We start from the raw sequence: 23,007 nt of genomic DNA, 5'->3' as shown, positions 1-23,007 counted from the left end.
GCGTCCTTATGATAAATGAACTAAAGTTGAGAGAATCAGGCTTTTTTGACAACCGAAGATTTAAGTTTCATCGCACCAAAACCATCAATCTTACAATCAATGTCATGGTCATCTGGTGCATCATAAATCAAACGAATGGATTTAACTTTTGTGCCAACTTTGATTGGTGTGCTTGAACCTTTCACTTTTAAATCTTTAACCACCGTGACCGCATCGCCGTCATTTAGGATATTGCCGACAGCATCTTTGATGATAGGCAGTGCCTCGGTCTCGCCACCCTCTTGCCATTCGTGAGTACACATTGGGCAAATCAACAGCATACCATCAGCATAGGTATAAGATTCATGACATTGCGGACAGTCAGGTAAGTTCATGATTTCACCTTAAATTAATTTTTGATAAAAAACTTAACTGCTTATTGTAACCGATTTTGGGGTTTAAGTGTTATGTTGGCTGGTATTTTGTACAAAAAATTTAACATCTGCCATCAAATTTATCCTATAATTTGATGAATAGCCCCAATATTTATTATGACAACTTTTGAATAAGAGACAAACCATGACTGATTTTTGTTATTTTGAAATGACTGGTACAGACAGTGAAAAATTCTTACAAGGGCAAATTACTGCTAATATCGCTGATATTGGTGAGCAGTTTTTACCGACAGCAATTTGTAATTTAAAAGGGCGTGTACAATTTGGGATTTGGATTGCACGAACTTTGGCAGGCTTTGATATTGTTATGAGTTCTGATATGGCAGATAATTTTATCATGCATATTAAAAAATATGGGGCATTTTCCAAAATTACCCTATCATCAGCCAACCCCATTTATCCTGATGTGATCGATGACATACCCACTTTTAATAAAACCCAGCAAACCGATACCAAGCTTTGGGAGCAATTAAGCATCAAAACAGGTAATTATTGGCTGACTGCCAAAACCAGTGAGATGTATCAACCCCAAGAGCTTCGCCTACACCAAAAAGGAGGTGTGGCTTATGATAAAGGATGTTATTTGGGACAAGAGATTATTGCACGGCTATATTTTAAGGCTCGCCCAAAGGCCTATCTACACCGCATCTTGGGGGTGGGTGCTATCCCACCTACTGGCAGTGATATGGGGCGTATGAGTGTCGTCAATGCAATCGCAACCGATACAGGTTTTGAGGCTTTGGTCATCGCCCGCCCTGAGGATTTAACGACAGTTGAAATTCTACCCCTACCCAAAGCCTTACAAGAAGATATTGGCCGCAACTAGCTTTGATATAGGCTTTATCACACCTACCAAGTCACAACAAAAACCGAATGAAATCATCAATTCGGTTTTTGTTTATTCAGCATTCTCAAGCTGTGGTATCAGCACAAGCTCCAACAGATGAATAAATCGTGCCTCAACATCAACCACGGTAATTTGCCATTCATCGATTTGAACAACCGCACCTTGAAGATGGCTAACAAAGCCCAATGCTTGCATGACCAAACCGCCCATTGTATCAACATCTGTATCATCAAAATGACTGCCTAAAATCTCGTTACAATCACTGATGAGTGTGGAAGCTTGCACCAACCAAACGCCTGATTTATCAGGATGTGGAATGATGTTATTAATGTCGCTGTCCTCGTCAATATCATCATGTTCATCAACAATATCGCCGACAATCTCCTCAAGCAAATCCTCCATTGTCGCCACACCAGAGACCGAGCCAAATTCATCAACCACAATCGCCATATGTACTTGGGCTTTTTGAAGTGAGCGTAGCAGTGTATCTGAGCGTGCCGTCTCGCTAATATACAACGGCTTTCGTACAATATCAGCCAATTTAAGCGGCTGCTCTTTACCGTCAGCTTTGGCTTTTAGGTATGGTATTAAGTCCTTAATCAGCAAAATCCCAACCACAGCATCATCATCCAAACTGTCAAAAACAGGATAGCGAGAATGCTCTGTTTCAAGCACCACCGATAAAATATCAGACAAATCATCATCGCTGGCAATCGCATGCACCTGTGGGCGTGGTGTCATAATCTCACGCACTTGGGTTGCTGGCAGATCAAGCACCCCTTCAAGCATATCAACCGTATCAGGCTCTAAAAACTGGCGAGAGTCTTGAACCAGCTTTAATAAATCATCTCGAGTTTCAGGTGCGGTGGATAACCAACGCCTAAGACCACGCATCGACCAAGTGCTTGAATTGTCATCAGACATAGACAGTATAATTTAACCTCGTGTTCATTAAAATTATGATGAATTGATTGGTTTGCTACAATTTAGCGTATCACTCGGTTTTATTCAAGTGCTTTTGATAAAATCACACACATACACCCATTTTATCAAATTTGCCAATTTTTATTTTCTTTCAATCATGTCAACAATCATGTCAAGGTTTAACCCATTTAACCACTCGCCTTTCTATGTCTTCATCACTCATACCAAGCTCACTCACACATCGCCCAGCAGTTGAAACTTTCGCAAATCCTGCACCATGGTTTTGGCTATGTTTAATGAGCCTGTGCCATGCTGGCAGATTTTGCCCAAGATACAACCGCTTATAAGCACAATGGCGTGGCAACCACAGCATATCAGGCAGCATATCAGGTGTTAAGCGAATACAATCTGGCACAATCGTTTGACGCTTGGCATAGTTTTGGCAAAATCCTGTTGAGCAGTCCAATAGCTGGCAGGCAACATCGGTATATTCGGTCAATTTAACATTGTCATCATCAAGAAATTTCACCAAACAACACGCGCCACATCCGTCACATAATGCTTCCCATTCAGCATCTGTTAACGCATCTAAGGGATAATTTTCCCAAAATTTTGGTCGCAATTCATCATAAATCATGACAATACCATATTGTTAACAATCAGCTTTATTGTACCTTAAAATCTGAAAAAATAGGCATAAAAACCTTGACTTGCTAGAAACTGCTTGTTAATTTAAAAAGACCAATACCGTGGTACAATGGATAAAATTCCATACAACCGTAGGGTATTTCATTGATATCATCCAACCCAAAAGGATAATTTTATGACAATAACGAATCGTACACTCACCACCACCGCACCTGATGGCACACCACTACTTAGCCACATTGCCCTGCCAAATGATACCACCAAGACAGGCAAGGCACGGGCAATTTTGGTTGCTCCTGAATGGTGGGGTGTTGCCGATCACCCAAAAACAGTCGCCGAACGTTTGGCCGCTGAGGGATTTGTGGCAGTGGCAATGGATGTTTATGGTGAGGGTAAGATGACAACAGACGCTCATCAAGCCAATGAATGGATGTCTCAGATGCTTGAGTATTCTGATGAACTTATGAACCGCTGTCAAGCCATTTACCAAGATGTGGCCAATTTACCCGAAGTAGACAAAGAGCGTATCGGTATCGCAGGATTTTGTTTTGGTGGTAAAATTGCTCTGGATATGGCACGCCTTGGTACACCGCTCAAAGCTGTCGCAACATTTCATGGTAATCCTGCCGCCATCACACCTGCCACCAAACAAAAGTTTATCGCCAAAGTCTTGGTTGCACATGGTGCAGAGGATTCCATGGTCTCAATGCAAGCAATCGATGATCTAAAAAAAGAACTTGAAGCTGCTGATGTTCAATACCAAGTTGATATCTATGACGGTGCCAAACACGGCTTTAGCAATCCACATGCTGATGAACGAGCTCGTGATAATGGTATTGACTTGGGCTATCATTCCCAAGCTGCCAAAGAAAGCTGGGCTAAAATGATTGTATTTATGAATGATACCTTATAAATGATACTGAATTCACCCAATCACTAAAATAAAACCATCTGCTTAAGAGTAAGCAGATGGTTTTATGAAATGGCAAATGATGATTTAGCGTTTAAGTGGTGCATTCGCCAAAATCTCGGTCAAAAGTCGCCAATACACCGCCACCGACCCAATATGCACCATTTCATCAGGTGAGTGGGCATTTTTGATGGTAGGACCAATTGAGACAATGTCCATATCAGGATGGCTTTGCTTAATCAAGCCACACTCAAGCCCTGCATGGATAACCTTAATATCAGGCTCGTGACCCAAAATCTGGCTATAAAGCTGTGTTGTGATCGGCGTAATTACAGAATCGGTATCTGGATTCCAGCCCACATAGTCGCCAGCAAAAGTAATCTGTGCACCTGATAGATGGGCAATACTTGACAGCGTATCACAAACCGCCTCTTTACCTGAATCAACCAAAGAGCGGATAAGCAGCACGCATTTAAGTACATCATCATCCATCTTAAGCTGTCCAAAGGATAATGAAGTCTCCACAGTGTCTTTGGCGATATCGCTTTGACGCACCACACCGCTAGGCAGTGCATTGATCAGATGGATGGCTTGACAAGATGACGCCCAAGTTAGCACATTGTCTTTAGGCCCAAGCTTGGTGGTATCGATGATGGCTATCAAGTTTGGCTCAGCCTGCTTTAGCTCATCAAAGATTTGAGCAGTGGCGTCATTGATGGTATCTATCAGTGCGGATAAAGATGACTGTTGGCAACTGATAACGACTTGAGCTTCTCGTGGAATGGCATTTCTTAGCGTGCCACCTTTGATGTGACTGATGGCAAATTGTCCATCGAACTGACCCAAAAGCTTAACCAGCACTCTTGCCATCAACTTAATGGCATTGCCACGATTTTTATCAATATCCAGTCCTGAATGCCCACCACGCAGCCCTTTAATGGTTAGGCTTAGTGTCGCATCAAAGGGATTTTTTTGCCACATCAGTGGCAAGCTTAGATCTGCATCAATACCACCAGCACAGCCAATATACACCTCACCGATTTCTTCGGTATCAGTATTGACCATGATTTTTGAAGCCAGCTCATTGGCTTTTAGACCAACTACCCCAACCATGCCTGTCTCTTCAGTCATCGTCAGTAGCACCTCAAGCTCAGGATGCACCAGCGAATCATCTTCAAGCACCGCAAGGCAGCTTGCCATGCCAATGCCATTATCCGCCCCCAAAGTTGTGCCTGTCGCCATCAGCCATGCATTATCATCAGGACGAAGACGCAGACGAATCGGATCTGTGGCAAAGTCATGCAATACCCCTTCATTCGCTTGGGGTACCATATCTAAGTGTGCCTGTAGGGCGATTGGCTCATGATTTTCATAGCCTTTGGTCGCTGGCTTTTTAATAATCACATTACCAATGCCATCTCGGCGAGCAGCCAGCCCATGTGCTATCGCCCACTCGATGATATCCGTCGCCAAAGCTTCTTCATGAAAACTTGGATGCGGTGTCGCACTGATACGACTAAACCAATGCCATAATAACGCAGGTTCAAAATCTTTGACAACAGTTAGGTTGTCTTCATAAGCTGCCAAATTCAAAGCCATCTTATTTCCTTAATATGATAATTTTAAAGTATCAGTCAATCTCATTTAACATCATTCTCCAAATTACCAAAATAAAAATAGGCTAGGCATTAAGCACATCGCCTATTTTTGTTTTTGGATTAAACGAACACTTGATCGACTGCACGCTTAAATCGTTCAATCGTACCTTCAATATCGGTCAATTTATCAAGCCCAAACAAACCGATACGAAAACTCTTATAATCGCTTGGCTCACCAACCTGAAGCGGTGTGCCAGCAGCGATTTGGACACCTGCCTTGGCAAAGGCGGCACCTTTGTGAATCTCATCACTTAAAGCATGGCAAACAATCACGCCATACGCTTGAGCTGATGGATCGGCGACACTGTGGACGCCTTTTTTATGAAGTGTTGCCAAAATCTCTTGACCAAGCTTGATTTGGGCTTGTTTTAGGTTATCGTAGCCAATCTGCTTTGCCTCAAGCAAAGTATCCCGCAGCTGCTTTAGACCATCGGTTGGCATGGTGGCATGATACGCATGACCACCATTTTCATAAGCCATCATGATATTTAACCAAGCTTTTAAATCCAAAGAAAAGCTTGACGGCGTGCTTGATAATACAGCTTCTTTGGCGGCCTGTGACAGCATCACCAAGCCAGCACATGGTGTGCTTGACAACCCCTTTTGAGGTGCTGATAAAAGCACGTCGATACCAAGCGCTTTCATATCCAGCCAAATACATCCAGAAGCAATACAATCAATGACAAGTAGGCCACCGACCAAATGCACAGCCTCAGCAAGTGCACGAATATAATCATCTGACAGCATCATGCCAGAGGCAGTTTCAACATGAGGGGCGAACACAACGCCCGGCCGATGCTCTTTGATATAGGCGGTCACCTCATTAATATCAGCAGGTACAAACTGACCGTTCTTGCCTTCTTGAAGACATGCCTTAAACACATGGCTAGATTTGGCAACACCAATCGCTTCTAATATCTGCGTCCAGCGATAGCTAAACCAGCCATTTCTGATAATGACAGCATCTTGATCAGTCGCCAAAGCTCGTGCAACTGCTTCCATCCCTGCCGTGCCAGAACCTGGCATGATGGCAAGTGCATCGGCTTGAAACAGTGACTTTAACTCAAAAGATAAATCCTTCATCACCTGCTGGAACTGCACCGACATATGGTTAAGCGCACGATCAGTATAAACAACAGAAAATTCCAGTAATCCTTCAGGGTCAATATCTTTTCTAAGTGCTGGCATAATCATTTCCTTTTATGCGATTAGTAGCCACTAATGTATCAAGCAAAACTCGAAAAATCAAGCCACTTCCGCTGATTTAAGCTGGGTCTTTTATGCTTTTAATGACCCAAGCTGCCGCTTGATTTTAATACCAAAACTGATTTGGTCATCATAATAAAACCTTGGCTTTTATTAAGACCAAGGCTTTATTATTCATCCAAACTGCCCTATTTCAATCAAATCAAAATTTGACCAAAGAAGATATCAGTTGGCTTGAGTTTCGGTAGGCTCTACGGTTGCATTAGCATCCGCCATTTGGGTATCTTCTTGAGCTGTGACATCAGCACTTGCATCCGCTTGAGCTGTCTCGGTCGTCATTGTAGATACACCTTCATCACCAAAAACCATGTCTTCGGCTTTTGGAGCATTGGCCAAAGCGGCTGCTTGTGCTTCTTCAACACGGTCAATAGCATGTACTTTTTCATGACCGTGACCGCAAGCGGTTAACATCAAAGTGACAAATGCTAAGGCAGTTACTGCAAAAATTTTCATACCCTTACTCCAAAATTAAAGACTGTTTAAACTATCAAGTCAGCCACTAACTTTTAAAATGCTCAAATTAAGTTACAATACCCATTTTCCAAGCACAAATTCAATCACAAGTTTGGCAAGAAAACCAAAAAAACCCATGCCCAAAGCGACAAAAATCCAAAAAGTTCCCGCTCGGCCAGCATCTGATTTTTTTGAGATATCCCACATGATAAAAATTAAAAACCCGATGAAAATAGGCAATAAAACATACAGACCCAATGTGGTAATCGTCTCAGCCGATACCAAAAACAGCGTCGCCATTGCAGACATACCAAGCACCTTTATGATTATTTATCCGCACATTATAGCAATATTTATCCCAACTACCAACCATCAGGTAAGAATAAGCACGATATTTTTATAAAAATTTGCTAAAATAGCCGTCGCTTGGGCTAATTAACGCTCACCTTAATTTGGTATTTGATTACTACCCTAATTTTTGTATAAAAACCATACAGGATATTCTTATGGCTCAAAGACCCCAAAAACAGCCTTCTGCCGTCTATAAAGATGAAGTACATAATCAAAGAGTAGGTTTAAGTAGCTTGCTTTGGATTGTCGTGGGGCTATTGGTGGCAGCGATGCTGGCGGTTTTTTTGTATGTGTCGCCTTTATTTGATGGTTTTGGTCAAAGCGCAGATCCTAAACCTGACGCTTTGGTTAAACCCATTACCGCCAGCGAACCTGAAATTGAATTTGAATTTTATGAAGTTCTGCCCGAACAAAAATTTCAAAGCATTCCAGAAGGCGTGAGCATCCAAGACCGAGAAGATAATACCTTGCCCAAGCCATCAACCGATGTGATCATCAATCACAGCACAAAAGCGAGTACCGACCAGCCAGCTGACATTTCAATCGTCGCAGAAAATACCGCTGATGATGAGCCCAATCACCAAAGCCAATACATACTCCAAATCAAAAGCTATGAAAAGGCCAAAGATGCCGATCTAAAGCGTGCTGAAGTACTCATGGCAGGTGTGGATGCCATTGTGGTACGCCAAGATACAAAAAATGGCTATGTGTATCAAGTTATCTCAACGCCCATGACTCAAAAAGAAGCCTCTGCCACCAGTGTACGCCTGCGTAATAATGGTATTGACTCTTTGCTTATCGAACAGCGTCCTACTCCCAAATAACCCAAATAACCCAAATAACTATCATCATTTCATCATGCCAAAATAAAAAGCGTCCATATTGATTAAACACTTTTTATTGATAGCTTAGGTTCAATAAATTTGGCTATTGTTTTATGAATTTTTTAACACCGATCACACCCACCAAAATCATCAAACCTGCAATCAAACCTGTCATACCATTATATAAAGCTTCGGTCAGACCACCAAAAACACCCGATAACGCCGCCAAGTCTTGAGCTTGATGATGTAAGATACCAACACCATGCACCAAAATCCCACCACCGACCAAGAACATGGCAAGCGTGCCTGCAAAGGATAAAAATTTCATAAGCCTTGGGGCAAATGCCAAAATAGTACGACCCATCGCTTGGCGGTATGCCGAGGGCTGATTAACCAAATAAATACCCATATCATCGAGTTTGACAATTAAGGCAACCAAGCCATACACCCCAACTGTCATCATAATAGCAATGGCAGATAATGCTGCCGCTTTTGTTGTGAAAGTCGCTGCCGTCATTACACCCAATGAAATCACCACAATCTCAGCGGATAAAATAAAATCCGTCCGAATAGCACCACGAATTTTATCTTTTTCAAAGGCGGCCAAATCGATGCTTTCATCAGCATTAGCTTTGAGTCTTTTGGTATGTGCCATTTCATCATCCATCTCGTGTGGTAGTAGATTGGGGGTAAATTTATGAACTACCTTTTCAGCACCTTCATAGCACAAAAAAGCACCACCAAGCATCAATAAAGGCGTGATTAGCCAAGCTGCGATGGCACTGATAAGTAATGCAGCAGGCACCAAAATCAGTTTATTAATCAATGATCCTTTAGCAACCCCCCACACCACAGCCAACTCTCGATCAGCACGCACGCCAGTAACCTGCTGAGCATTTAGTGCCAAATCATCGCCTAAAACGCCTGCGGTTTTTTTGGCTGCCACCTTCGTCATTACCGAGACATCATCAAGTATCGCTGCGATGTCATCAAGCAGCATTAATAAACTACCACCTGCCATAGTTTCACCTTTTTATTAAATGCCTCACAAATCATGTCAAGCGATTAGCCAGTATTGTAATATTATACTTCAGTCAGACTTATTCATGATGGTTTTTTGGCAATTATCACCGCACGCTTAGGTCTAGGATATCCCTCGGCAGTTTTTGAAGGATCTTTGGTATCCAAAAAATCATCTAAAGAATGGTAAGTCATCCACTCAGTGGTTCGCTGTTCATCATTGGTTGTGATATTAATATCAACACAGCGAACCTGAGCAAAGCCTATTTTGTCTAGCCACAGCTGTAAGGCAGATACCGATGGTAAAAAATACACATTATTCATCATCGCATAGCGATTTTTGGGAACAAGTACCGTATTTTCATCACCATCCACCACCAAAGTCTCAAGTATCAGCTCACCGCCTTTTGTCAGCTGATTTTTTAATTGTAATAAACAATCAAACGGTGATGCACGGTGATATAATACACCCATACAAAAAACACTGTGAAATAATCCTGACTGATTATTATCTTGGGGCAGCTCCTCTAACCCCACAGGAATAAAATGAATGGGCGACTGCTCATAGCGGTTTTTTATGTTGCCAAGAAAGTGCCGGGTCGCCATAAACTGATGGTAAAATAAGCAAGACGGATCGATGACAATCACCGTACTGGCACCCGCCCCAACCATACGAAAACCATGATAGCCCGAACCTCCGCCAACATCCAACACTCGCTTACCAGTCAAGTCGCCAATGTATGGTAATATTCTGTCCCATTTTAAATCGCTACGCCATTCTGTATCAATATGGATCAGCCGATCGCCTTGCCCAAATTTAAATCCACCTTTTCGCCATGGCATGAGATTTTTTAACAAAGCTTCACTACAACGATAATCGCTGTGAGTAAAGTCAATCTGCGAAGTAATACAAGCGGCATTTAGATTAATTTCATTAGGCGTAACATCAGGCAGTTTATCAATGATTGATTCATAATATGGCGCATGTGCATATCGATCTTTATTTTTAATGTTCGCTAACCAATCTGGTAATAATTTGAGCCATTCATACGCCATCGGATGATGCTGAGCTAGGTCAAATAAGGTTTGATAAAGGTCTTTTTCGGCACGAGTGATTGTATTCATAAGGTCATCGGTCTTCATCATTGGGCAAAATTTGGTACTAAAAACTTGGTAACTGATGATTAATTTATCATCATTTAAAAGCCACAATGGACGCAAAATTTAAAAACATAAACCAAGTCAAGCTACGCTCAAAACCTGCCTGTGCCAAGCGTTCATGGTGCTTGTGCAGCGTGTCGGTGATGAGCACATTTTCAAGTGCGTTACGCTTACCGCTGATTTCCATATCACTGTAGCCATTGGCACGCTTAAAATCATAATACCGCTCAACTCGCCACGCATCGTCTTGTTCATCGGTTAGGTGAGTTTTTTCGGTCAAAATCAAAATACCGCCTTCTGCCAAAGCGTGATGGCATTTTTGGAGTAATAACAGTCGCTGATCTGGTGGTAAAAATTGTAAGGTTAGATTAATAATAATCAAATCACAGGGTAATAAATCCACTTGACAAACATCATCCAACCAAAAGCGAATATCATGATCAGGATAATACTCACCTACAACCGATTTGGCCCGCTCAATCATTGGTGCTGAGATATCGATGGCATGAATCTCAAGCTCATCAGGAGCAAATTTATCCGCCAAAGCAAAGCTCACCGCCCCAAGCGATGTTCCTAAGTCATAGACACGACTCACACGCGCTCCACGATCACTAACTTGACGCAACAAACAATGGCGGCGTGCCAAAATCGGCAGCATCGCAAGCACTTGCCCATAGCCTGGCACACTACGGCGAATCATATCAGGAAAACACGCCACCACTTCTTCATCAAAACTAAAGCGAGCCGACTTATCAAGCGGTGTGGTAAATAAAGTATCGTGAGTATCGTGGTTGGTATTTGGCATGACTTATGATAGACTTGAAAAGGTGTTATTATAGCATTGATTGAGGATAAAAATATGAAAACTATTTTATTAGGCGGTGGCTGCTTTTGGTGCACCGAGTCGGTATTTGATTCATTAAAAGGCATCAACTCTGTCGTCAGTGGTTACGCTGGCGGTGCAGGTGATACAGCAAACTATCAAGCTGTCTGCACAGGTGAGACGGGTCATGTTGAGGTCATTGAAGTAAACTATGATGACTCAATACTTGGTACTGATGCGATTTTGTCGGTATTTTTTGCCACGCATGATCCAACAACGCTCAACCGTCAAGGCAATGACATTGGCACGCAGTACGCATCAGTGATTTTTTATACCGATGATGAACAAGCCAAAGTCGCTAAGGCAATGATTGAGTCGTTACGCTCAGAAGGCGTCAATGTGGTCACAAAACTTGAGCCTGCACCAACATTTTACCCCGCTGAGGACTATCACCAAAATTACTATGCCAATAACCCCACGCAAGCCTATTGCAATTTTGCCATTCCGCCCAAGCTTGCCAAGTTGCGTGCAAATTTTGCACATTTATTAAAAGACAATCAAAATGCATAACATTTGGCGGTGTTTTTTGGGATGCAAGATATATCAAAAGATAAGGCAGTTGGCTTGGTTATAAGATGTACAGTATTCATCAAAACACTTTAAGGAATATTATGAAATTACACACATCCGCCCTAGTGCTGGCTATGTCTGGTATCATGCTATCACAAACGGCATTTTCCAATGATTCTGCCAATCTTAGCAACAGTGAATTTCAGCAGTGTCTTAGCACTTTAAAAAACAGTAGTACCTTTCGGAGTATCTCTGGGGTGACATTTGAAAAATATCGCCCATCGCAGCCTGATCCCAGCGTCATTCGCTCGCTCAATTATCAGCCTGAATTTAAAAAAGATGTTTGGGATTATTTGGCGTCTTTGGTAGACAGTGAGCGTGTCCAAGACGGTATCCGTGCCAAGCATGAGCAAGCTGATGTGCTACGCCGCATTGAGAGCCGCTATGGCGTCAAGCCTGAGCATGTACTGGGCGTCTGGGGCGTTGAGAGTAATTTTGGTCAGACGCTGGGTAAAAAAAATTTATTTGATAGCCTAGCGACTTTGTCTTGTTTTGATCGTCGCCAAAGTTATTTTCGTGGTGAGTATGCCAATGCACTAAAAATTGTCCAAAATGGTGATATTCACCCTGAGGATATGACGGGTTCTTGGGCGGGAGCATTTGGTCAGACACAGTTTATGCCGAGTACCTTTTTAGAGCTTGCGGTGGATTTTGATGGTGATGGGCGTAAAGATTTGGTCAACTCAAAAGCCGATGCATTGGCAAGCACTGCCAATTTCTTGGTGAAGCGAGGCTATCGCCTAGGCGAACCTTGGGGCTATGAAGTGCGTCTTAATGGCTATAATGGCTCAAGTGGTCGCCGCAATAAGCAATCAATCAATCACTGGCGTGCTCAAGGCATCACCTTGCCAAATGGACAACCTATCCCAAATAATATGGCATCAGCAGGTTTACTACTGCCTGCTGGTAGGCAGGGTCCTGCATTCTTAGTTGGTAAGAATTTTGATACTTTTTATTCTTATAATGCCTCAGAAAGCTATGCGTTAGCCATCGCTCAGCTGTCTGACCTTGTGCGTGATGAAAATACCAATACCAACTTTGCCACACCTTGGCCAACAGACGACCCTGGTATCGGTCGCCGTGAATCCAAAGAAATCCAGCAAGCACTCATCAATGCTGGCTATGACATCGGTGCGGTCGATGGCATCATCGGTGATAATACACGCCAAGCAATTATGGATTATCAGCGAAAAGTTGGTGTTATGCCCGATGGTCGAGCAGGTCAAAAGTTTCACCGATTAATTACTGGTCGCACTGCTTCCATCCAATCTGCCCAAACACCAGCCCAGTCCATAAATACGCCCACAACCCAGTATCACTCAGTACAGCCAACTGTCAGCACGCAAGCCAATGCAGCGAGGGCGGTAATTGTCAAGCCAGCAAATACTCCGCCTACCACAGGGACGACCTATCGGCGTGTCATCAATGCCGATGGCAGCTCATCTTGGATATTAGTTAAATAGCCGAAGTAAAAGCCCAAGAGTTATCTTGGGCTTTTTTTGCTGTTAAGCTTTTTATCTCAATATGGCATATAAAATTATGATATGTCAAATTAAAAATTATTCGTCTTTTTTATCATCATCCCATTTGGCATAGGTTTTTGAAGGATCAATCCCTTGATCTTTCAGATACTCCACCTGCTCTTCTAGCGTGCGTTTTTTCTCGGCATCATGCATGGTGTCACTTAATTGATCAAATTGTTCAATTTTTTCACGCAAGGCACTTTTTTTGGTATCGGTTGTCATCACAAGCTCCATTTTGGTGGTTAATTTAACCATTAAATTCTTAAAATAAATTCTTAAAATTATTACACCAAATTTTAATCAAATTTAATCAAAATTGCAAATCTATCAAGCGTATTTTACACAAAACCCACAGTTGGATAAAGCTTTGGGCAAAAGTTTGATTAAACATTGATGGGCAAAAAGTTGCCATCAACAAAGCTAATCGGCACCTGTGAGAGTCTGCGTGCTGTGGCGGGTACATTATCTGTTAAATCAGATGCATAGAATGTCAGCGGCTCATCAAGCACATCACCATCAGCACTTATCCCAAAACAGTCAAGCAAAGATTTGACCCTTTGGGCAATGGCAGCACCCGAATCAAGCAAGGTCATCGTAATGTGTTGTTCATCAATCCAATCTTGCAAAAATTGTCGAAAAAATGGGTAATGCGTGCAACCCAAAACAAGTATATCCACGCCCTGCTGATACCATGCTTGAGTTTGTTTGATCAAAAGATCAGCGACATGATGATTGATTGGCATCCCCGACTCGACCCACGGCACAAGCATTGGCTCAAAGTGCTTATGTACCGTTACACCTTTGGATGTTGCCACCTCATGAATGACTTGGGCAAGCAGTTGCCCTTGAAGTGTCGCTTGCGTCGCAAGTAAAGCAATTTGGCGTGTTTGACTCATCTCACAAGCAGGCTTGACTGCAGGCACCAAGCCCACAATGGGAATACGGCAGCGGATACGAAGCGTTGTCAATGAATACGCCGAAGCACTGTTACATGCGATGACAATCAGCTTACAGCCTTGACGACACAGCCAATCCACCGCCTGCAGAGTCAAAAACAAGATCTCATCGCCTGATTTGTTGCCATAAGGCAGATTTTGGGTATCTGCATAATAAACATATCGCTCTTTGGGCATAAGTTCTGACAAATGCCGATACACCGACAAACCACCAACCCCAGAATCAAAAATACCGATGGGTGCAGATTTTTGGGGATTTATTGAATCAAAATGTGGATGTATCATGTTGCAAGCCTTATAACTTTAGGCTCATCACAGACGCTTTTATTTTGATAAAGCACTCAGCAAGCCTAACCGTGCTGTTCAATTTGATAAATTTTACCACCGCTACTGAGTTTTAGCACGGTTTTATTCTGTCTACTTTCTTGGATTTGGCTAAGCCTGCCCATTTGGATCAAATGATACATGGCATTATTCATCAAGCGTGCAGTCAACCCAAAGCGTGTATCAATATATACCCGTTCTTCATCACCAAATCGCTTAAAATATAATGGATGATCTTCATCCAAGCGAATGACATCGCCATTTGTTGTACCAAATTCTATCCACTCACCATCAGCATCCGTGACTTGAGTGACTTGATTGATAAACAATGGTGCGTCAGCCACATGAATTTGATACTTGTCAGTTGGGGTTTTAAGATAATGAATGGCTTGATCATCATGCCACTCCACCCACAGCACACTGGCAAATAGATCCACAAGTGACTGACGAGTCATTTTCTGACCTTCATGCCACCATTCACCATTATCACGGATTTCGATATTTAAAGGTGTCGTTCGTCTTGGCTGCCAGCTTTGTAATGGTGGAATTTTACGGATCTTGCCGACCTGCTTGGTTTGGATAGCTGTCAGCTTTTGGATAAGTGAATTATTTAAGTCATTGTTTTTATTATTAATATTATCTTTATCCATCATCATTTTATTCCTATTATTTGACCAAAACCATGCCAAATTATCAAAAATTAGCCTGATTTTTGCTAAATTATCTTGTCAATTTGCCTTATCATGGCAGTTTTTAGAGGGAATTACAAGGGGATTTTATGGCGGTGTTTAGTCATAATCCAAGCCATTTTATCCAAATTTATCAAAAATTTTTAGCAGATTGGCGATTATTTATCGCAAATTGAACGATACAAACCCATCAAAAAAACTTGCCTAATTAGTGAAGCTTGTTACAATAGATATTATTAAAATATTTTGGCAAGAATCTTGCCGCCTGATTTGCCAGCTGCTTTTGCCGCTCGCCTGTTTTTGATATTTGACCTATTTTTAAGGATAATTCATGCAAATCGAACGCGACTCTATGGAATTTGATGTTATCATCGTGGGCGGTGGACCTGCTGGTCTATCCGCTGCAATCCGCTTACGCCAATTGGCAATCGCTGCTGGAATGGATGAGTTCACCGTCTGCGTCATCGAAAAAGGCTCAGAGTTTGGGGCACACACCCTATCAGGTGCCGTGATAGAAACGCGCGCACTTGATGAGCTGATTCCTGACTGGAAAGAGCGGGACGCACCGATCACAGTAGAAGCCAAAGAAGACCGTGTGTATATGTTGACCAGCGAAAAGGGCAGCACCGCCCTACCCAGCTCAATTGTACCAAGCAGTATGCATAATGATGGTAATTATATCGTATCGCTTGGCAATGTGGTTCGCTGGCTGGCTGAGCAAGCAGAAAGCTTAGAGGTGATGATGTTCCCAAGCTTTGCAGCCAGTGATGTTTTATATCATGAAGATGGCTCAGTGCGTGGTGTGGTGACGGGTGATATGGGTCTAAATGCACAAGGCGAACCAAAAAACAGCTTTGAGCCTGGCTACGAACTGCTTGCCAAATACACCATCTTTGCTGAAGGCTGTCGTGGACATCTTGGTAAGCGTCTGATCAGCCGTTTTCATTTGGATAAAGACAAAGACCCACAGCACTATGGCATCGGACTCAAAGAGCTTTGGGAGATTGATGCCGACAAGCACGAACAAGGCGTCATCATGCATGGTTCAGGCTGGCCACTGTCAGAAACTGGTACTACGGGTGGCTGGTGGCTGTATTTTGCCGAAGACAATCAAGTCAGCTTTGGTTTGGTGGTTGATTTGTCTTACCATAATCCATATGTCTCACCATTTGACGAACTTCAGCGTCTTAAGCTTCACCCAATCATTCGCCCTATTTTAGAAGGTGGTAAGCGTCTGTCATATGGTGCACGAGCCCTAACCAAAGGCGGTCTAAATAGCTTACCAAAATTAACCTTTGCTGGCGGTGTGCTGGTGGGTGATGATGCAGGTTTTCTAAACCCTGCCAAAATCAAAGGCACCCACACTTCAATGAAATCAGGCATGCTTGCCGCCGAAAGCATCTTTAATGCCATTCAAGCAGGACGCAGCTCTGATGAAGTGGTCGAATATCAAACTGCTTTTGAGAATTCTTGGCTATTTGAAGATGCTCATCAAGCTCGCAACTTCTCACCATCATTACATCGCATGGGTACTTGGATGGGCGGTGTGTTCACTTTTGTTGAGCAAAACTTATTTGGCGGTAAAATGCCATTGACCATTCATGACAACACCCCAGATTACTCAACACTTGATAAGGCTGACCATGCCTATAAGCCCAACTATCCAAAGCCTGATGGCAAACTGACTTTTGACAAATTATCAAGCGTGTTTATCTCAAATACCAATCACGCCGAAGATCAACCAAATCATCTGCGTCTGACAGATCCAGCAGTGCCTGTCTCACTCAATCTACCGCTTTATGCTGAACCAGCGCAACGCTATTGCCCAGCAGGCGTCTATGAAATTGTACACAAAGAAGGCAAGACGCCTAAATTTGTGATTAACAGCCAAAACTGTGTCCATTGTAAAACCTGCGATATCAAAGATCCATCGCAAAATATTACTTGGGTAACACCTGAGGGCGGTGGTGGCCCTAACTATCCGAATATGTGACAAATATTAAAAACGCTTCATCAAATCATGAAGCGTTTTTTAATTTGTTTTTTAATTTTAAAGTATCACAGTGAAAACAACAAGCATTATCTTAATACAATATTTAAATTGGCTTACGATAACTATGAATGAGTTCATGCGACACCAAATCTAGGGTATCTGCATCGTATGTTTTGGCAATTTGACGAATCAGCCTTGAAGGGCTGTGCATAAGTGCTTGACTGAGCGTATGAGAAAACTCGCTTAACACCGCTTTGGCATCATCACCTTGATCAATCTGTGACATCGCCCGTGCAAGTAAAACTTGAGTGCGTGCCTCAGCCATTTGCCGATAATCTCGGATATGCGTGCGGGCAACCTGTCCTTGCATCTGTGCTTCGATATCTGCTACCAGCTGACCGACCAAAAGCTCCGCTTCAACTGCTGCTTGCTTACGCTCAGCGATATTACCTGCGATGACATGCTGTAGATCATCCACCGAATATAGGTAGATATTATCAAGCTGTCCAACCAAAGGATCAATATCTCTTGGCACTGCCAAATCCACAAGCAACATCGGCTGATGACGGCGTATCTTAAGCGCATATTTAACCATGGCGGTATCTATGAGTGCCTGCATGCTCCCGCTGCAACTACTGACAATGTCTGCGTGTGGTAAAACTTCGCCCAATCTGTCCAAACCTGCAAGCTCAATCTCAAGAAAACGCCCCGCCTGCTGAGCCATCTCAGATAGCTCATCTGACAGTGCTTGGGCTCGCTCAGGGCTTCGGTTGCAAATGATGATTTTTTTAACACCCAAAGCGGCGACATTATGTGCAACCAATCGATTCATCTCGCCTGCTGCAACCAATAAGAAGGTCAACTCACTTGGGTCATCAAAAATCTGCGTAGCAAGACGAGCGGTTGCAAAACCTAATGTTACCGCTTGCTGCCCAACCTTGGTATCACGGCGTACCGTCCGTGCCGCAGCAAAAACCTGCTGCGTCAGCCACCCAAAATCACTGTCTACACCGCCATACTCTCGAGACAGTGCAACCGCTTGGCGAATCTGGCCTAAAATCTGTGGCTCACCAAGAATCATTGAGTCCAAACCTGCTGCAACTCTTAGCCAATGATTAAGTGCACGTGAGTCTTCATAAGTATACAAATAAGGAGCAATCTCATCAAATGAAATGCCCTTAAACTCTGCCAACCATTCACCAATCGCCTGAAGCTTAGCAGAAATTAGCCCGCCTGATTGCTCATCTTGAGACTCGTGCTGACTGCCCACATCATCAACGATACCAACATAAAGCTCGCTACGATTGCAAGTTGAGACGATGGTACAGCCATTTGCCAATGTTGATAGTTGCTCAATTGCCTGAGGCATATCCGAGCCAAACGAAAGCCGCTCCCGCAATGAAACGGGGGCAGTCTTATGATTGACTCCGATGACAGCTAATTTCATACAAACGACCAAAAAGCCAAAGATCTTGCCAGTTAAAAACTCACTATTATAACAGCTTTGATGCTATCATCGCCAATAAATTACAAGTTTATTTTATTGACTATTTTAAATTTTAGTCTTTGATACTTTTATATCAGGTATTCATGATACGCTTTGGTCAAAAGGATACAAAATTAAAGCCTAATCACGATTTTACACAATGTTATCCAATTTAGTTTTGAATATTTAGACGGTTTTGTTTGCACTTATCAAAAATACTTTTATAATAGAGCGTATTGTACCTTTAAATTAAGTTGACTTAATCATCTAACACTCAGGAGGTGTTTGGTAAGTTATGAATTGGCTTTGGCGTAAACGGCGGTATCACTCACACGATGTCTCAAAATTGGCACATCAAGGTACACCTGCACCCAAAAATTCTGACAAAACCTTGAAAATATCCAAGTCCATCCTGACCGCTTCAATACTCGCAGGCTTGATGGTAGCCACCACTCTACCGACGCACGCCAATATCTTTGATCCTTTGTTACGCATTTTATTGCCATTTTATAAAAAATCACCAAAAGCTGAGGGAGAAGCTAAAGAACCTTTAGTAGAACCCAAAGAGCCTTTAAAAGATGATATTATTCAGACACCCACTCATACGCATACAAATAAAGAAGCGTCCTCGGTGGTCATACCCCAAGCTGAGACAACAAAGCGATATGCCAACATTCCTGAGATTTTGCTCGAAGATACACTGATCGCCGAAAATGTTGAGCCTATACTCAACATACCTGATTTATATGCACTGATGGATGCTGAATTTGCTGCTGATCGAGGTGATATCAGACGAGCGTTGAATATTTATAAAGCAGAATCTTTTAAAAAAAACGCCACCAATGTGTTTGAGCGTGCCTTATCTTTATCCATTGAGTATGAAACGCCTGCTCAATCATTGGCGTTTGCCACCGCTTGGCAGGATCGCAATCCTGACCATATTCCTGCTTGGTTTTATGTAACCCACTTAGCACTAAAAGCGGGTGAATATAACCAAGCGGCCGCAATGATATCAACCATCTTACACTACGATCCACGCTCAGATTTAGGGCAAATCTTGACTGGTATCATACCACCCAAACGAGAAGATAAACGAGCGTTATTATACGCTTTACAGGGTCTTGGTGAAAACAATGCGTCCATCTCTGTACTTAGAGCGGGGATCTTGATGGGATTGGCGGATTATCAAGCGGCACGCCTGCATGTCAATCAAGCCTTAAGCATTGAGCCAAATAATTTGGCATTTATTACCCTAAAATTAGATATCTTGCGTGCTGCCAATCAGTTAGATGAACTTTGGAACTATCTACATCAAGCACGCAAACAACTGCCCAAAGAAAAAGAGCTTTATTTGTACGAAGCTCGGCATCTGATTGAAGTGGGTGACCTTAGTCAAGCTTGGCAACTTTTGACACAAGCTGTCAAAAATACTCAAGATAAGGACATTATACTCTTGGCAGGACTGGTAGGACTTGACAGCGGTCGTTATGCCGATGCCATTGAGATACTTAAACCTTTAACTAAGAATACAGAGATAGCAAGTCAAGCGCATTATTATATCGGTATTGGCTATGAACGCCTAGGCAATCCCCAACAAGCACGAGAAAACTTTGAAAAAGTACATCATTATGAACATGTGCTTGATGCCACCAATAAAGTCGTTGGTTTTTATTTGGCGGATAATAACACGACCGATGCCATCAAAACACTGATTCGCCTGCGTGATGAATTTGAAAATTACGCCACCGACAGCTATATCCTCCAAGCTGAGATTTATTTGCGTCAAAACAATCAACAAAAAGCCAAAGATCTGCTGACGGTCGCAAACCGTGAATATCCTGATGATGACCGCTTGCTGTATGCCAGTTTTCAATTGCTCGAAAATGAACTTGAGCCACAAGATAAACGCCAAGCCATCGATCGACTGCTTGAGATTGATGAATACAATCCTCGCTATCGCTTGGCAGATGCCAAACTTCGCCTCAGTCAAAACGCCAATGATGATGATGCACTCAATACCGCCTCAGAGATTAGCAATATCAGCTTTGATGATCCAGAGTATGACAGCCAGCTTCAGTTGGATGCCCTGCTTGTTCTTGGTAATCACGCACTGGCTGAACAAAATTATGAAGCAGTCATTGATTATCTGCAAGCACCTTATGAAGTGATGCCCAATCTTAATGTTGGTATTACACTGCTTCGAGCTTATCAAGGGCTTGGTAATAATGAAGCAGTAGCAAATCTTTTGGCTGACTTACAGTCTCGTTTTGCCAACTCTAGTGCCATTGCTGACGATAGCCAAATTTATTAAAAACTCTTAAGCATCTAGGAGACAGATTGTGAAAAAAATTGCATTTGCTGCTTTGAGTGTATCCGTACTTTTATTAAGTGCTTGTACCAACATACAACCAAGCACCCAAACGCCCACCATCCTGCCTACTGCGGATACCCCTCTTAAATTTGCGGTCACAGGTAAAATCGGCGTGGTTACCACCACCCCCGAAGGTAGGCAAGCAGGTAGGGCCTTTTATACTTGGACACAAGAAGATGATCGCTTCGCTATTGAATTGACAGGTATGCTTGGTATTGGTGCAACCCAAATCCGTTATAACGGGACAACTGCCGCCTTGGACAGTGAACGCACAGGCACGATAACTGCCGATACGCCTGAAGCACTTTTATTGACTGCAACAGGCTGGCAAGCACCAATCTCTCAGCTACCACACTGGATCTTAGGACGCGGTGCTCCTGATGACAGCACAGCCGGCTATGATCACTTAGGTCGGCTGGTATCTGCTGCTAATGGTGCATGGCATGCCCAATTTGATTACGACAAAACCTCTTTGCCGTCACGCCTTCGCATCACACATACCAACCAGCACAGTATAACCATGACAGTAACACATCAATAAGAACATGGCTTTAAAGATTTTTTCTCCAGCAAAAATTAATTTATTTTTGCATATCATTGGCAAGCGTTCCGATGGCTACCACGATCTACAAAGCGTCTTTCGTACGCTGGATTTTGGTGATTGGTTAAGCTTTGATCTGACGGATACAAAAAAACCTTTAATCACGCTGACAGGTGCTGAGGGCTTAACCAAAGAGCTTGACCAAAATCTCATTGTCAAAGCTGTAACCTTACTTGCCAAACACTTTCCAAATCACGCCAAGCCGTTGATAATTGATTTGCAAAAACATATCCCAACAGGTGCAGGCTTAGGCGGCGGCTCCAGCAACTGTGCGACGACACTCATCGCACTCAATCAGCTGTGGGCGCTTGATTTATCGCTTCAAGCTTTGATTGATTTTGGTCAGCAGCTTGGTGCAGATGTACCATTTTTTATTTTTAGTCACTTTCACCAACAAGATGCGATTGTCTGTGGCATCGGTGAGATTTTAACACCACTTAAGCTGCCCTCAGCGCGTTATTTACTCTTATTTCCTCAGGCACATCTGTCCACAGCTCAGTTTTTTGCACACCCTGACTTACAAAAAAACTGCTTGCCCATACCAAATATTGGCAGTCGCTATGATGACTATGGCAATACTATGACCGATGCGTTTTTCAATGTCTTTGAGCCGATTGCCGTCATGCACTCGCCCGCCGTTGCCTTGGCACTTCAATATCTAAAATCACGACAAGTATTCACTGGTACGACCGCACGCTTAACAGGTACTGGCAGTACGGTATTTTTACCCATTCCTGACAACATAGATGACGCAATGCTCAAACACTGGCAAGCTGCTGCACCATGCCCCACAATCATGACACAAAATTTATATTAAAAATTATATAATTTTCAATGAGTTGCATAAATTTTAAGACAAATTATGCAAAAATGGTTGCATTCATTTTAAAATTTGGTATAATTTTTGCCCTATACAGGGGTATCGCCAAGTTGGTAAGGCATCAGGTTTTGATCCTGACATTCGTTGGTTCGAGTCCAGCTACCTCTGCCATTTTTGTCCGATGCATTGTATCAGACTCTCGGTCATAGTACCGAACCAAAGAATCCGATCAAGGTTCTTTTGCTGAGAATATAATCAGTACCTACAGGGGTATCGCCAAGTTGGTAAGGCATCA

Annotated in this window: 23 protein-coding genes and 1 tRNA gene; 10 read left to right on the top strand and 14 right to left on the bottom strand. The window is 42.8% G+C overall.

Annotated features, from left to right (window positions below; all coding sequences use genetic code 11):
* Positions 1-35: 35 nt before the first annotated feature.
* Positions 36-374 (bottom strand): zinc ribbon domain-containing protein YjdM, encoded by a 339-nt coding sequence (locus HMPREF2573_RS01635; protein ID WP_003656357.1) that lies wholly within the window; start codon positions 372-374, stop codon positions 36-38.
* 184 nt (positions 375-558) lie between these two features.
* Here HMPREF2573_RS01635 and HMPREF2573_RS01630 point away from each other — a divergent pair, with 184 nt between their 5' ends.
* Complete coding sequence (locus HMPREF2573_RS01630) at positions 559-1,260, top strand: CAF17-like 4Fe-4S cluster assembly/insertion protein YgfZ (RefSeq protein ID WP_070472331.1); 702 nt, start codon at positions 559-561, stop codon at positions 1,258-1,260.
* Positions 1,261-1,332: 72 nt separating this feature from the next.
* Here the strand turns inward: HMPREF2573_RS01630 and HMPREF2573_RS01625 are convergent, their stop codons facing one another.
* Both HMPREF2573_RS01625 and HMPREF2573_RS01620 read right to left on the bottom strand, forming a co-directional pair.
* Positions 1,333-2,205: a CBS domain-containing protein gene (locus HMPREF2573_RS01625; RefSeq protein WP_003656353.1), complete on the bottom strand. Its 873-nt coding sequence runs from the start codon at positions 2,203-2,205 to the stop codon at positions 1,333-1,335.
* Positions 2,206-2,377: 172 nt separating this feature from the next.
* Complete coding sequence (locus HMPREF2573_RS01620) at positions 2,378-2,842, bottom strand: YcgN family cysteine cluster protein (protein ID WP_003656352.1); 465 nt, start codon at positions 2,840-2,842, stop codon at positions 2,378-2,380.
* Positions 2,843-3,028: 186 nt separating this feature from the next.
* Here HMPREF2573_RS01620 and HMPREF2573_RS01615 point away from each other — a divergent pair, with 186 nt between their 5' ends.
* Positions 3,029-3,766 carry a dienelactone hydrolase family protein gene (locus HMPREF2573_RS01615; protein WP_003656351.1) on the top strand — a complete coding sequence of 246 codons (738 nt, stop codon included), beginning with the start codon at positions 3,029-3,031 and terminating at the stop codon, positions 3,764-3,766.
* A gap of 84 nt (positions 3,767-3,850) precedes the next feature.
* On the opposite strand, the gene HMPREF2573_RS01610 is transcribed toward HMPREF2573_RS01615, so the two are convergent.
* From HMPREF2573_RS01610 to HMPREF2573_RS01595, 4 genes are all read right to left on the bottom strand, one after another.
* Complete coding sequence (locus HMPREF2573_RS01610; RefSeq protein WP_070472327.1) at positions 3,851-5,362, bottom strand: aminoacyl-histidine dipeptidase; 1,512 nt, start codon at positions 5,360-5,362, stop codon at positions 3,851-3,853.
* Positions 5,363-5,481: 119 nt separating this feature from the next.
* Complete coding sequence (locus HMPREF2573_RS01605; protein ID WP_063453918.1) at positions 5,482-6,609, bottom strand: aminotransferase class V-fold PLP-dependent enzyme; 1,128 nt, start codon at positions 6,607-6,609, stop codon at positions 5,482-5,484.
* A 243-nt stretch (positions 6,610-6,852) separates the two neighbouring features.
* Positions 6,853-7,140 (bottom strand): hypothetical protein, encoded by a 288-nt coding sequence (locus HMPREF2573_RS01600; protein ID WP_003656344.1) that lies wholly within the window; start codon positions 7,138-7,140, stop codon positions 6,853-6,855.
* Positions 7,141-7,212: 72 nt separating this feature from the next.
* Positions 7,213-7,449 carry a DUF2788 domain-containing protein gene (locus HMPREF2573_RS01595; protein ID WP_003656342.1) on the bottom strand — a complete coding sequence of 79 codons (237 nt, stop codon included), beginning with the start codon at positions 7,447-7,449 and terminating at the stop codon, positions 7,213-7,215.
* Between the two features lie 197 nt (positions 7,450-7,646).
* Between HMPREF2573_RS01595 and HMPREF2573_RS01590 the strand changes: the two genes are divergently transcribed.
* Positions 7,647-8,315 (top strand): SPOR domain-containing protein, encoded by a 669-nt coding sequence (locus HMPREF2573_RS01590; RefSeq protein ID WP_003664045.1) that lies wholly within the window; start codon positions 7,647-7,649, stop codon positions 8,313-8,315.
* Between the two features lie 103 nt (positions 8,316-8,418).
* Here HMPREF2573_RS01590 and HMPREF2573_RS01585 read toward each other — a convergent pair whose 3' ends face one another.
* The 3 genes from HMPREF2573_RS01585 to cmoA all read right to left on the bottom strand — a co-directional run bounded on the left by HMPREF2573_RS01585 (position 8,419) and on the right by cmoA (position 11,301).
* A complete protein-coding gene (locus HMPREF2573_RS01585) occupies positions 8,419-9,336 on the bottom strand; it encodes a DUF808 domain-containing protein (protein ID WP_070472324.1) in 918 nt (305 codons plus the stop codon).
* An 83-nt stretch (positions 9,337-9,419) separates the two neighbouring features.
* Positions 9,420-10,460 carry a tRNA 5-methoxyuridine(34)/uridine 5-oxyacetic acid(34) synthase CmoB gene (gene cmoB / locus HMPREF2573_RS01580; protein WP_003656337.1) on the bottom strand — a complete coding sequence of 347 codons (1,041 nt, stop codon included), beginning with the start codon at positions 10,458-10,460 and terminating at the stop codon, positions 9,420-9,422.
* A 70-nt stretch (positions 10,461-10,530) separates the two neighbouring features.
* Positions 10,531-11,301, bottom strand: a complete 771-nt coding sequence (cmoA, locus tag HMPREF2573_RS01575; protein ID WP_003665033.1) for a carboxy-S-adenosyl-L-methionine synthase CmoA — start codon at positions 11,299-11,301, stop codon at positions 10,531-10,533.
* A 54-nt stretch (positions 11,302-11,355) separates the two neighbouring features.
* Between cmoA and msrA the strand changes: the two genes are divergently transcribed.
* Positions 11,356-11,889 carry a peptide-methionine (S)-S-oxide reductase MsrA gene (gene msrA / locus HMPREF2573_RS01570; RefSeq protein ID WP_003656334.1) on the top strand — a complete coding sequence of 178 codons (534 nt, stop codon included), beginning with the start codon at positions 11,356-11,358 and terminating at the stop codon, positions 11,887-11,889.
* A gap of 101 nt (positions 11,890-11,990) precedes the next feature.
* Complete coding sequence (locus tag HMPREF2573_RS01565) at positions 11,991-13,412, top strand: lytic murein transglycosylase (RefSeq protein ID WP_070472321.1); 1,422 nt, start codon at positions 11,991-11,993, stop codon at positions 13,410-13,412.
* A gap of 96 nt (positions 13,413-13,508) precedes the next feature.
* Here HMPREF2573_RS01565 and HMPREF2573_RS01560 read toward each other — a convergent pair whose 3' ends face one another.
* The 3 genes from HMPREF2573_RS01560 to HMPREF2573_RS01550 form a co-directional block, all read right to left on the bottom strand.
* On the bottom strand, positions 13,509-13,694 hold the full coding sequence (locus HMPREF2573_RS01560) for a hypothetical protein (protein WP_152719359.1): 186 nt from the start codon (positions 13,692-13,694) through the stop codon (positions 13,509-13,511).
* Positions 13,695-13,855: 161 nt separating this feature from the next.
* A complete protein-coding gene (gene murI / locus HMPREF2573_RS01555; RefSeq protein WP_003672829.1) occupies positions 13,856-14,713 on the bottom strand; it encodes a glutamate racemase in 858 nt (285 codons plus the stop codon).
* A 65-nt stretch (positions 14,714-14,778) separates the two neighbouring features.
* Positions 14,779-15,405 (bottom strand): DUF1285 domain-containing protein, encoded by a 627-nt coding sequence (locus HMPREF2573_RS01550; protein ID WP_070472377.1) that lies wholly within the window; start codon positions 15,403-15,405, stop codon positions 14,779-14,781.
* Between the two features lie 367 nt (positions 15,406-15,772).
* Between HMPREF2573_RS01550 and HMPREF2573_RS01545 the strand changes: the two genes are divergently transcribed.
* Positions 15,773-17,434 carry an electron transfer flavoprotein-ubiquinone oxidoreductase gene (locus tag HMPREF2573_RS01545; RefSeq protein WP_003664052.1) on the top strand — a complete coding sequence of 554 codons (1,662 nt, stop codon included), beginning with the start codon at positions 15,773-15,775 and terminating at the stop codon, positions 17,432-17,434.
* Between the two features lie 103 nt (positions 17,435-17,537).
* On the opposite strand, the gene hemA is transcribed toward HMPREF2573_RS01545, so the two are convergent.
* Positions 17,538-18,881 (bottom strand): glutamyl-tRNA reductase, encoded by a 1,344-nt coding sequence (gene hemA / locus HMPREF2573_RS01540; protein WP_003656323.1) that lies wholly within the window; start codon positions 18,879-18,881, stop codon positions 17,538-17,540.
* Between the two features lie 334 nt (positions 18,882-19,215).
* On the opposite strand from hemA, the gene HMPREF2573_RS01535 reads away from it, so the two are divergent.
* The 4 genes from HMPREF2573_RS01535 (at position 19,216) to HMPREF2573_RS01520 (ending at position 22,883) form a co-directional block, all read left to right on the top strand.
* Entirely contained in the window at positions 19,216-21,231 is a 2,016-nt protein-coding gene (locus HMPREF2573_RS01535) for a tetratricopeptide repeat protein (RefSeq protein ID WP_070472318.1), read from the top strand.
* A gap of 28 nt (positions 21,232-21,259) precedes the next feature.
* A complete protein-coding gene (locus tag HMPREF2573_RS01530; RefSeq protein ID WP_070472316.1) occupies positions 21,260-21,832 on the top strand; it encodes an outer membrane lipoprotein LolB in 573 nt (190 codons plus the stop codon).
* A 4-nt stretch (positions 21,833-21,836) separates the two neighbouring features.
* Positions 21,837-22,709 (top strand): 4-(cytidine 5'-diphospho)-2-C-methyl-D-erythritol kinase, encoded by an 873-nt coding sequence (gene ispE / locus HMPREF2573_RS01525; RefSeq protein WP_070472313.1) that lies wholly within the window; start codon positions 21,837-21,839, stop codon positions 22,707-22,709.
* Between the two features lie 98 nt (positions 22,710-22,807).
* Positions 22,808-22,883: transfer RNA gene (locus tag HMPREF2573_RS01520), tRNA-Gln, on the top strand.
* The last annotated feature ends 124 nt before the right edge of the window (positions 22,884-23,007 follow it).

Origin of the sequence: Moraxella sp. HMSC061H09, assembly GCF_001809255.1 — a bacterium.
GTDB lineage: Bacteria > Pseudomonadota > Gammaproteobacteria > Pseudomonadales > Moraxellaceae > Moraxella > Moraxella catarrhalis.
Note: the sequence above shows the minus strand (reverse complement) of the source record. Positions and strands in the feature narration are given on the sequence as shown.

Excerpts from the sequence above, each read along its gene's own strand:
- HMPREF2573_RS01565 (WP_070472321.1), top strand. The coding sequence starts at position 11,991 with ATGAAATTACACACATCCGCCCTAGTGCTGGCTATGTCTGGTATCATG.
- HMPREF2573_RS01635 (WP_003656357.1), bottom strand. The coding sequence starts at position 374 with ATGAACTTACCTGACTGTCCGCAATGTCATGAATCTTATACCTATGCT.
- HMPREF2573_RS01620 (WP_003656352.1), bottom strand. The coding sequence starts at position 2,842 with ATGATTTATGATGAATTGCGACCAAAATTTTGGGAAAATTATCCCTTA.
- cmoA (WP_003665033.1), bottom strand. The coding sequence starts at position 11,301 with ATGCCAAATACCAACCACGATACTCACGATACTTTATTTACCACACCG.
- HMPREF2573_RS01595 (WP_003656342.1), bottom strand. The coding sequence starts at position 7,449 with ATGTCTGCAATGGCGACGCTGTTTTTGGTATCGGCTGAGACGATTACC.
- HMPREF2573_RS01535 (WP_070472318.1), top strand. The coding sequence starts at position 19,216 with ATGAATTGGCTTTGGCGTAAACGGCGGTATCACTCACACGATGTCTCA.
- HMPREF2573_RS01590 (WP_003664045.1), top strand. The coding sequence starts at position 7,647 with ATGGCTCAAAGACCCCAAAAACAGCCTTCTGCCGTCTATAAAGATGAA.
- hemA (WP_003656323.1), bottom strand. The coding sequence starts at position 18,881 with ATGAAATTAGCTGTCATCGGAGTCAATCATAAGACTGCCCCCGTTTCA.
- HMPREF2573_RS01585 (WP_070472324.1), bottom strand. The coding sequence starts at position 9,336 with ATGGCAGGTGGTAGTTTATTAATGCTGCTTGATGACATCGCAGCGATA.
- HMPREF2573_RS01605 (WP_063453918.1), bottom strand. The coding sequence starts at position 6,609 with ATGCCAGCACTTAGAAAAGATATTGACCCTGAAGGATTACTGGAATTT.
- HMPREF2573_RS01610 (WP_070472327.1), bottom strand. The coding sequence starts at position 5,362 with ATGGCTTTGAATTTGGCAGCTTATGAAGACAACCTAACTGTTGTCAAA.
- ispE (WP_070472313.1), top strand. The coding sequence starts at position 21,837 with ATGGCTTTAAAGATTTTTTCTCCAGCAAAAATTAATTTATTTTTGCAT.
- cmoB (WP_003656337.1), bottom strand. The coding sequence starts at position 10,460 with ATGAATACAATCACTCGTGCCGAAAAAGACCTTTATCAAACCTTATTT.
- HMPREF2573_RS01630 (WP_070472331.1), top strand. The coding sequence starts at position 559 with ATGACTGATTTTTGTTATTTTGAAATGACTGGTACAGACAGTGAAAAA.
- HMPREF2573_RS01615 (WP_003656351.1), top strand. The coding sequence starts at position 3,029 with ATGACAATAACGAATCGTACACTCACCACCACCGCACCTGATGGCACA.
- HMPREF2573_RS01600 (WP_003656344.1), bottom strand. The coding sequence starts at position 7,140 with ATGAAAATTTTTGCAGTAACTGCCTTAGCATTTGTCACTTTGATGTTA.
- HMPREF2573_RS01550 (WP_070472377.1), bottom strand. The coding sequence starts at position 15,405 with ATGATGGATAAAGATAATATTAATAATAAAAACAATGACTTAAATAAT.
- msrA (WP_003656334.1), top strand. The coding sequence starts at position 11,356 with ATGAAAACTATTTTATTAGGCGGTGGCTGCTTTTGGTGCACCGAGTCG.
- murI (WP_003672829.1), bottom strand. The coding sequence starts at position 14,713 with ATGATACATCCACATTTTGATTCAATAAATCCCCAAAAATCTGCACCC.
- HMPREF2573_RS01545 (WP_003664052.1), top strand. The coding sequence starts at position 15,773 with ATGCAAATCGAACGCGACTCTATGGAATTTGATGTTATCATCGTGGGC.
- HMPREF2573_RS01625 (WP_003656353.1), bottom strand. The coding sequence starts at position 2,205 with ATGTCTGATGACAATTCAAGCACTTGGTCGATGCGTGGTCTTAGGCGT.
- HMPREF2573_RS01560 (WP_152719359.1), bottom strand. The coding sequence starts at position 13,694 with ATGACAACCGATACCAAAAAAAGTGCCTTGCGTGAAAAAATTGAACAA.